General features: G+C 30.3%; 3 protein-coding genes. All 3 read right to left on the minus strand.

The window, feature by feature from the left end:
• Nucleotides 1-570: TIGR00730 family Rossman fold protein (locus ACH2BG_RS12970; protein ID WP_395048115.1), on the minus strand; the 570-nt coding region annotated here is incomplete at its 3' end.
• 410 nt (nt 571-980) lie between these two features.
• Nucleotides 981-1,598 carry a hypothetical protein gene (locus ACH2BG_RS12975; protein ID WP_395048116.1) on the minus strand — a complete coding sequence of 206 codons (618 nt, stop codon included), beginning with the start codon at nt 1,596-1,598 and terminating at the stop codon, nt 981-983.
• 1 nt (nt 1,599) lies between these two features.
• On the minus strand, nt 1,600-2,447 hold an 848-nt coding region (locus tag ACH2BG_RS12980), incomplete at its 5' end, for an AAA family ATPase (protein ID WP_395048117.1).

Genomic DNA, 2,447 nt, shown 5'->3' on the forward strand with positions numbered 1-2,447 from the left:
CCAAAAACTGGATCCGACCAATATAATTGGGAATTTAGCAATTTTTTTAGTTTGTATTAAAGTCATGGCTTCAAACAATTCATCCATAGTTCCAAAACCGCCAGGCATCACAACAAATCCTTGCGAATATTTGACAAACATTACTTTTCGAACAAAGAAATAATCAAAATTTAAGTTTTTATCGTTATCAATATATGGATTGTAATGTTGTTCAAACGGCAGTTCTATATTCAATCCCACCGAAGTTCCCCCACCTAGATGTGCGCCTTTATTCCCGGCTTCCATAATTCCAGGTCCACCACCTGTAATAACACCATAACCAGCTTTACTAATTTTATAAGCAATTTTTTCTGCTAATAAATAATATTTATCTTCGGGTTTTGTTCTAGCAGAACCAAAAATACTTACACACGGACCTATACGTCCCATACTTTCATACCCATTAACAAACTCGGCCATGATTTTAAAAATGGCCCAACTATCATTGGTTCTAATCTCGTTCCATGTCTTTTGTTTTAGTCGGTCTTGGATTACTTTATCCTCGTCATTGTCAAAATCTTCTAATCTCATATGCTGTATTTTAATTATCTATTCTATTTTTTTTGGAGCTTTATCCTGGTGTCCGTTCTATCTTTTTATTTTTTAAAGAAAAAAATAAAAAGGATGCCACTTCCATCAGGGCTAAAAATCGAGCCTACTAAAGTAATTCTTTTTTTATAACTGCAAAGTACGGTTCATGTAGTTTTTTATCTAAAGTTACTTTTGAGACAGTTTTCTAGCTTTTTATTCCCCTCTTTTGGAGGAGAATTACACCAACTCTTTCTTTAAAAACTGTGCAATATAGCTTTTTTTACTTTTTGCAACTTCCTCAGGAGTTCCTCTGGCAATCAATTGATCGCCCCCCTTTTCCACCTTCAGGACCAATGTCGATGATGTAATCGGATAGTTTGATTATTTTTGTGTCAATATTTGGAAAAAAATCAATTCAATTTTATCGTTTGTGAATTAGTGTATTGAAACAATTGAAAGCCCAAAGCATTGATTTCGCTATGTTCCATTTCTATTCCGTCGGGAACTAAGTTGTTTAATCTATTAAAAGCCTTTGGAGCATCAATAATTGGAGACGGATTATTTGATTGTTTATTGCAATAACAAAACCGTTTTTGAGTAAAAGAATTTATAAAGTTATCAATTGATGGAACAGATTTTACCAATTTTAGAGTTTTAAGCATTTGAGAGATGGCTCCGCAAAGCACGTCTTCAAATGCGTTTTCATCAACAATTTTTCTATTTTTTAATTCATTCAATAGAAAGTAAGATTTATTTTGAGTGTAAACTATTGCATCGCATCTACTTTTTCCTTGTCTAAATTTATGTGATAAACTAGTTAGAAAAGTATCGTAATCAATAATAGTTACTTCTAAATTATTAGGATTAGCGTATTTTGCTGTTCCAGAATCTTTAATTGAGGATAGAGTCAAAACAGTATCAATATCTTCTAATTCAAAATATTCTAAATTAGTATTTTGGCGAATGTTCAAAACGGAAATAGGTAACTGATGGAATGAAGTAAAATCATTTTTTAGCAAACTATCCATATTATCCTAATTTTTCATATTCATTATAAATATCATTTATGGTATCAGATAAGGGATTTGTGTTTACCAATCGTTCATTTTGAGCCATTAGATTAATCAAACCACCATCAGCAACTTGGTAAACTGCTAATTCATCATAATTGTATTTTGCGTCTTCGATGTTTTTATCAAATCTTTTTATAAGTAAATTCAGATAGTTCACTATATATGGGCTGTGTGTAGAAACTATTAATTCAATTGGATTGGTATTATCTGTAAAACAATTTTTTATCAAACCATCTATCAATTTGCATTGTGCATCTGGAAATAAACTTAATTCAGGTTCTTCTATATGAATGTAGATTATTTTGTCTTTTATATCACTCAAATTTTTTACTGCTTTGAAATCTGTTAAACGATTATCAGAGGATAAATATTTCAATACAGAATTATTAAAAGCGTCTTCAAATTTGAAATTTTGAGCAAAAAACTGCGAAATCAAAAGGATGGGGACAGAGGTTTGTGTTCCTGATGAACTGTTTCTGAATTCTATATCAAATTTTTCATTATACTTCGATTCGATTCTATAATTCTTTCCTAAATGGTCTTTTTTTACAGAAAATTTTAAATCTAAATGTCTTAATTCAATATTCTTAATAGTATCCGATGCTAAATCAAAATCTTTAAAAACTTCGTTGAAATAGAAACCTAAATTACCTCCTGTTAATGTAGCTCCTTTATTTGCCCAAAGCGGAATAATATTTCGCGTTTCCGAAATGAAACTAATTTTATTAAAGGATAAATATTCTGCGTTTATTGTTTGATTCGAAAAGTATAATTTATTCTGATAGAATTGTATCCAATAATTCA

It is taken from the genome of Flavobacterium sp. (assembly GCF_043779715.1).
In the GTDB taxonomy this organism is placed as follows: Bacteria; Bacteroidota; Bacteroidia; order Flavobacteriales; family Flavobacteriaceae; genus Flavobacterium.

Excerpts from the sequence above, each read along its gene's own strand:
- ACH2BG_RS12975 (WP_395048116.1), bottom strand. The coding sequence starts at position 1,598 with ATGGATAGTTTGCTAAAAAATGATTTTACTTCATTCCATCAGTTACCT.